The organism is Kocuria atrinae C3-8 (assembly GCF_000286355.1).
GTDB lineage: Bacteria > Actinomycetota > Actinomycetes > Actinomycetales > Micrococcaceae > Kocuria > Kocuria atrinae_A.
Genome location: NZ_AJXN01000172.1, coordinates 1 through 6,393, shown reverse-complemented (window position 1 = coordinate 6,393; position 6,393 = coordinate 1). Strand labels below are relative to the sequence as shown.

At 65.4% G+C, this 6,393-nt stretch carries 5 protein-coding genes and 3 pseudogenes; 3 read left to right on the top strand and 5 right to left on the bottom strand.

Features of this window, described 5'->3' with window-relative positions; translation table 11 throughout:
* Both YO9_RS19170 and YO9_RS0115140 read left to right on the top strand, forming a co-directional pair.
* Nucleotides 1-355: pseudogene (locus tag YO9_RS19170) on the top strand (hypothetical protein); the annotation flags it as partial.
* Nucleotides 337-759 carry a M1 family aminopeptidase gene (locus YO9_RS0115140; RefSeq protein WP_223286680.1) on the top strand — a complete coding sequence of 141 codons (423 nt, stop codon included), beginning with the start codon at nucleotides 337-339 and terminating at the stop codon, nucleotides 757-759. The pseudogene YO9_RS19170 and the gene YO9_RS0115140, both read left to right, overlap by 19 nt.
* A 367-nt stretch (nucleotides 760-1,126) precedes the next feature.
* Here the strand turns inward: YO9_RS0115140 and YO9_RS0115135 are convergent, their stop codons facing one another.
* Nucleotides 1,127-1,549, bottom strand: coding sequence for a hypothetical protein (locus YO9_RS0115135; RefSeq protein ID WP_016998247.1), 423 nt, complete (start codon nucleotides 1,547-1,549; stop codon nucleotides 1,127-1,129).
* Nucleotides 1,550-1,555: 6 nt separating this feature from the next.
* Between YO9_RS0115135 and YO9_RS0115130 the strand changes: the two genes are divergently transcribed.
* Complete coding sequence (locus YO9_RS0115130) at nucleotides 1,556-2,026, top strand: OsmC family protein (RefSeq protein ID WP_016998245.1); 471 nt, start codon at nucleotides 1,556-1,558, stop codon at nucleotides 2,024-2,026.
* A gap of 52 nt (nucleotides 2,027-2,078) precedes the next feature.
* On the opposite strand, the gene YO9_RS0115125 is transcribed toward YO9_RS0115130, so the two are convergent.
* From YO9_RS0115125 to YO9_RS21115, 4 genes and pseudogenes are all read right to left on the bottom strand, one after another.
* Nucleotides 2,079-4,451 carry a primosomal protein N' family DNA-binding protein gene (locus tag YO9_RS0115125; RefSeq protein ID WP_223286679.1) on the bottom strand — a complete coding sequence of 791 codons (2,373 nt, stop codon included), beginning with the start codon at nucleotides 4,449-4,451 and terminating at the stop codon, nucleotides 2,079-2,081.
* Nucleotides 4,448-5,652 (bottom strand): annotated as a pseudogene (gene metK, locus YO9_RS0115115) (methionine adenosyltransferase). The gene YO9_RS0115125 and the pseudogene metK overlap by 4 nt, the downstream one beginning before the upstream one ends.
* A 21-nt stretch (nucleotides 5,653-5,673) precedes the next feature.
* Nucleotides 5,674-5,961, bottom strand: a complete 288-nt coding sequence (locus YO9_RS21120) for a phosphopantothenoylcysteine decarboxylase domain-containing protein (protein WP_016998240.1) — start codon at nucleotides 5,959-5,961, stop codon at nucleotides 5,674-5,676.
* A pseudogene (locus YO9_RS21115) lies at nucleotides 5,925-6,286 on the bottom strand (phosphopantothenoylcysteine decarboxylase). The gene YO9_RS21120 and the pseudogene YO9_RS21115 overlap by 37 nt, the downstream one beginning before the upstream one ends.
* Between the last annotated feature and the right edge of the window lie 107 nt (nucleotides 6,287-6,393).

The window sequence follows — 6,393 nt, the reverse complement described above, 5'->3', positions numbered from 1 at the left end:
AACCGGTGGCGACCTACTTGGCCACCGTGCAAATGGGTCAGTACCGGCGCGGTCCGTGGAACCCGGGTCCTATCCCCCGGCGCGCGTTCCGCTGACGCTGGCCTGCGGTGAACACCTGTGGTCACAGGCTCAGCATGTGTTGGCGAAACAGCACGCGATGATGGCGGTGTTCGAACAGTGCTTCGGGGCGTACCCGTTCGACTACTACGGGGTGGTCGTGACTGACGACGAGCTGGAGATTCCGCTCGAGTCGCAACCGCTGTCGATTTTCGGCCCTAATCACATGACCGAGTCCTGGGAGTCCGAGCGCCTCATCGCCCATGAGATGGCCCACCAGTGTTCGGCAACTCGGTGACTCCCGCCTCCTGGTCGGATATCTGGCTCAATGAAGGATTCGCGCACTACGCAGAGTGGGTGTGGGCCGAGGCCTCCGGTCACCGCTCCGCCCACGACCAGGCTCTGGACGCCTATGCGGAATTGTCCGGGTCGAAACAGAAACTCGTGATCGGGGACCCCGGTCCGAAGAAGATGTTCGACGACCGCGTCTACGTGCGCGGCGCACTCACGTTGCACGCGCTGCGGATGTCCGTGGGCGATCAGACCTTCTTCACGATTCTGCAGCGGTGGACCGCGCAGAATCGCTGCGGGAACGTGACGACGGCCGAATTCCTGGCACTGGCATCCGAGGTCAGCGGGCGGGCGATTGAGCCCATGCTGCACGATTGGCTGTTCGAGAAGAAACTGCCTGCACTGCCGTAGGTCAACTAGTCGTTTCCGTGACGGACCGCTGGACCGTTCCCACCCGACCCGGAAGGCCGCGATGTCCAGAGCCGATAACCCAATTCGACGCAGAGAATCAGCGTCGCAATCCCGACACCCAAGAGCAATTTTTGGAGCCACGGATGTACCAGATCCCCCGGCACCAAGCTGACCAGTAATGCAAGAACCCCCAGACGAAGAATCCCCAAATGGTCGGCTTCATACTCCCGATATCCGCCGTTAGATACGGCCAGCAAGATACGACGCACAGCAAAGCCAAGCAGAGGGTGTAGATCCCGCAGAGAACTCGGAACCACGCCCCTGGTGCCCGGCGAACTGCCGGAGCCTGTACCGCCATGATCCTCGCCTAACCCCGGCGCGGATCGTATGACGGGCCCGCATTCATGGGAGTTCTCGACCTGGTGAACCAGTCACGCACCGGTGCGCGGAAGGCCGTGATCACCCAGGCGATGTTCACGATGATGAAGGCAATGCCGATCACCGTCAGGATGACGGCCCATTCACCGAAGAGCCAGAAACCGAAGAGATTCCCGAGGAAGGTCAAAGCGCTGAGAATGGCCAACACCACGCACGTGATCCGTGCCCAGTTCGCGCCCTTGCGAAGAAACACGTACGCCACCACGTAAAGGGTCACCACCACCAACACCGCGACCACTCCGGAGGCGATGGATGTGCCTCGCATCTGCTCCATCATGGGGCCGATCTCTGCGGCGTCGGTGGCCGGAACTCCCATCTGCTGGTACATCCGGGCGAAACCAGGTGACATCATGAACCCATGAGCGAAAACCAGAATCCCACGCATTCCATCGAACTGACTCGTGAAGCCACCAACCGCTACGTCGCCCGCAATGCGGCCGGTGTCGAGGTCACTTTCGGACGTGGCGACGACCTGATGTCCCCGGTGGAACTGCTCCTGGCCGCCATCGCGGGGTGCTCGTCCATTGACGTGGATACCGTTACCTCACGTAGTTCCGAGCCCACGGAATTCAAGGTCGAGGCCAGCGGTAACAAAATCGCCGAAGAAAACGGCGGAAGCCGCCTGGAGGACCTGAACCTCTCCTTCAACCTGTCGTTCCCCGATGACGAAGGCGGACGCAAAGCGGCCGGTCTGGTCGACCGACTGGTGAAGCTCTCGCACGACAAGTACTGCACCGTCTCACGCACGGTGGAACACGGAACCCCCGTGGCGTTCGAGACCGAGATCAGCGTGGGCCGGGACGAAGACGAGAACAAGGGCACCGAGTAGTCGCTCAAACTGCCCCGCCATCTCAGACGGTCCGCACTGACGGGAGAAGCGGCTACAACAGGTCAGTGATATCGCAACGCACATTGACCACCGCGTGCTCCCGCAGCGCGGAGGCACGGGCCTTCTCGGCCCGCAATGCCGCAGTGATGCGCGGAGCGATCCCGAAGCCGAAGAACAACAGCGCCCGGTACTGCGGCTCGTCCTCGGTGGCGAGTCCGGCGAGTGTGCCCGGATCGCCCTCGTCGGACCAGCCACCCACTTGGTCTTTCATGGGCGCGGGCCCCACCACGCTGACCTGTGACGGCAAGTCCAGGTCGCGCAGGGTCGCACTCAGCGCGTCGCGGGGGCCGGTGAGTGCAGCAGTCCGCACGGCCGGCGGTAGACCCAGCTCGTGCCGCTCCTGCAGTTGCCTGTAGGCGTGTCCTGACGGGTCCCAGCGCACCAGTGCACCGACCGCCTGGTCATGATCTGCGGTCACGACCACGGTCCCGCCCTGCGATGAAGACCGCACGAGTGCCGCGGCATTGAACCACCGCCGCAGGGTCTGTTCTTCGGCACGCAACCACGGCCGCGCCAGCATTTCATCGCCGTCCAGCAGCAGCGCAGCGGCGTAACCGCCCTCCGCGACCGGCTCCGCACCCGGGGTGGCCACCACCAGCGCGGGGTCGGAGCCCACATCGGCTCGGACGTGCTCGGCACTGGACGAGATCACCGGAACCTGTGGGAACGCACGGCCCAGTTCCTCCGCGGTGCGCAGCGCTCCCACCTTGCTCAGCCGCAGTCGCTGGAACCCACATTCCTGGCACTGCCAGCCGTGGGCGTTGCGACCGCACCACGTGCATACGGGTGCCTCTCGTCCCGAACGCAGTGACAGCGATCCCCCACAGCCGCGGCAGCGGGCGGGTGTGCGGCAGCGCTCGCAGGCCACGAACGGCGCGTAACCCCGTCGAGCGACCTGGACGAGCACGGGGCCGCGAGCCAATGCCTGCTGTGCCACCCGGAACGCCTCGTGGGGCAAACGCGCCCGCGCGGCCATGGGATCGCGGGACAGATTGAACGAATCCGACGTCGCCTCGACCCTCGGCGAACAGGTCCGCAGAGTCGCACGCTCGGGACGCAGGTGCGCCGCCCAGCCCGTGGTGATGAGACGCTGTGCCTCCGGACTCACGCTGTAACCCGTGAACAACGCCGCCGTGTCTTCCTGCTGGGCCCGCAGCAACAGCACATCCCGCGTGTGCTGATACGGCGCGCGTTGTTCCACGTAGCTCGTGTCGCCGTCGTCATGACAGCACACCAGGCGCAGATCGTGAACGGGTGCATAGGCGGCGGAACGCGTGCCGATCGCCAAGCGTTTATAGCCCAGGGAGAGCTCCATGTAGCCCCGGTATCGCGGCGTTGGGCCGTCGTCGGCGTGGAGTCGCACCACGCGGTCAGATCCCACCAGCGATTCGAGAGCCGCCGCCAGACGCTCGAGCGACTTGTAGTCGGGCACCACGGCCAAGGCGCCGTGCCCGGCCTCGTAGGTGGCCGCCATGGCGGAGGCCGTCAGGAGGGCCCAGTCGTGGTCCTCCGGGGACGGCAACACTTCGACTACAGCACGGGCCGGAGCTCCCTCCGTGGCAGCAGTGAGCCACTCGGGACCGCCGTCGTAGTAACGCCAGAGTTCACGAGGCACGGTGACCGGCGCGTCGGCCTGCTCCCCCGCCGACGTCGCCGGCTCGGGATTCCCCGCGTCGGTCGCTCGGTAGTTTCGGCCGCACTGTCGACGTCGCCCGAAGGCTTCACGACCTCGGCTTCCGACGCGCGCGCTCGCCGGCTTGGGTCTCACCGTGCGCCACGCCAGCGGCAGTGTCGGTGGCGTCGTCGGCGTCGTTTTCGGTTGTGCCGACCGTTGCCGACCTCGCCTCGGATTCTTCGGCCGCTGCCGCCTTACGCCGCGCCAGCATTTCCTTGTCGACACGCGCCACTCGCGGTGGCACAGCCACGCGCAGTACATCCGACACGGTTCCGGCAGAACGGGCGGCCACTGCCTGGGCCAGCTCCACAATGGCCGGTTTGAGCACGGCAACGGAGAAAGCACCTTGCGGATGCTCAAGAGACGACCGGACACCTCGGACTCGGCAACGCGGTCCACGATCCATCCGGTCATCAGGCGGCCGGAGAAAGGAACCGAGACCTTGGCGCCCACCACGGCGTCCTGGTCGAGACCGGCGCTCACACGGTAGTCGAAGAGCCGATCCAGGTGGGGAACATAGGCGTCCAACAACACCTTGGCAATGGGGTTCTCGGGTGCCGGGCCTTCAGCTCCTACCGGAAGATCAGACTTCTTGGGTGCGGGTGAAGGTTCGGGCAACCCGTCCAGGGAGAGTTGCTCCGGGGCAGCGTCCGGGTCGGGTACTGCTCCCGACCCGGAACGCTCGCTCACAGTCCCGCGGCGGAACGCAACGCTTCGACGCGGTCGGTGCGCTCCCAGGTGAAATCAGGGTCGGTGCGGCCGAAGTGACCGTGCGCCGCCGTCTTGGCGTAGATGGGGCGCTTGAGGTTCAGGTCTTCGATAATGGCCAACGGACGCAGGTCGAAGACCTCCAGGATGGCCTTCTCGATGCGCTGCGGATCCACGGTCTCGGTGCCGAAGGTCTCCACGTACAGACCCACCGGGTGCGCCTGACCAATCGCGTACGCGACCTGCACCTCGGCGCGTCGCGCGAGACCTGCGGCGACCACGTTCTTGGCGACCCAGCGCATGGCATACGCGGCGGAGCGGTCCACCTTGGACGGGTCCTTACCGGAGAACGCACCGCCGCCGTGGCGCGCCATGCCGCCGTAGGTGTCCACGATGATCTTGCGACCGGTCAGGCCTGCGTCACCCACGGGGCCTCCGCGCACGAAGTTTCCGGCGGGGTTCACGATGATCTTGGTGTTGGACAGATCCAGACCGGAATCAGCCAGCACCGGATCGATCACGGACTGCGAGATGTCAGTGGCCAACTGGTTGAGGTCGTATCCCTCGGCGTGCTGCGAGGACACCACCACGGTCTCCACGGACACGGGCGTGTGCCCGTCATAACCCAGGGTCACCTGGGTTTTGCCATCCGGGCGAAGATTCGGCAGTACGGCCGTCTTGCGCACGCGGGTCAGCTGTTCGGACAAACGGTGAGCAATGGAAATGGGTGCCGGCATGAGCACGTCGGTCTCGTCTGAGGCGTAACCGAACATCAGGCCTTGGTCCCCCGCGCCCTGGATGTCACGCGGGTCCTTGGCCAGGCCGGTGCGGCTCTCCAGGGAGTTGTACACACCGTCGTGAATTTCACTCGACTGCTCGCCCACGCTGATGGACACGCCGCAGAACTCGCCGTCGAAACCGTGCACGGACGAGTTGTAGCCGATGTCCAGGAGACACTTGCGCACGATGTGCGGAATCTCCACGTACGCCTTGGTCTTGACTTCACCGGCCACGTGAACCAGGCCGGTGGTCACCATGGTCTCCACGGCCACCGAGGACTCGGGGTCCTCGGTCAGCAGGCGTCCAGGATGGAATCCGAGATCTGGTCACAGATTTTGTCCGGGTGTCCCTCCGTCACAGATTCGGAGGTGAAAATTCTCAGGTGGGGGCTAGATTCGGTCACCGTCCAAGAGTACCCGCCCACTCAGACTCCCAGTTCGAGGCCCACACGATCCACGATGAATTGCGCCACTTCTGCCTTGCTGCCGGCCGCGTGGGCGTCCTCGGTGCCGTGCGCGGACAGCACCGTGACCTCGGTCGTGTCCTGGCCGAACACCTTGGAGGTGCCCACCTCGTTCACGACCAGCAGGTCACAGCCCTTGCGCTGCAGCTTGGCGCGACCGAAATCCAGCACCGAATGCTCGCCGTCTCCGGTCTCCGCGGCGAACCCCACGATCAGTTGCTCGCGGCCAGTCTCCTTGCGATCGTCCACCAGGCGCGCAGGATGTCCGGATTGCGGGTGAGCTCGATGACGGGGTCCGTACCGTCATCGGATTTCTTCATCTTGTGCTCCCCGACCGACACCGGGCGATAGTCCGCCACGGCGGCCGCCATGATCACCACGTCCGCGTTCTCAGCGGCAGCTCGGGTCGCGTCGTGAAGCTCCAGCGCGGAGGACACGTTCGAGATCTCGACGCCGCTCGGCAGCTCGGTCTCCACATGTCCCGCGATCAGGTGCACGGTGCGCCCGCGTCCCGGGCGGCCTGGGCCAGGGCGATCCCCTGCTTACCCGAGGAGCGATTGCCCAAGAACCGCACGGGGTCAGCGCCTCGCGGTTCCCCCCGCCGTGATCAGCACGCGACGGCCGGCCAGCGCGCCCCGACGACGCCGCTGCGGTACCTTCCGCGAAAACGGCCAGTGCGGC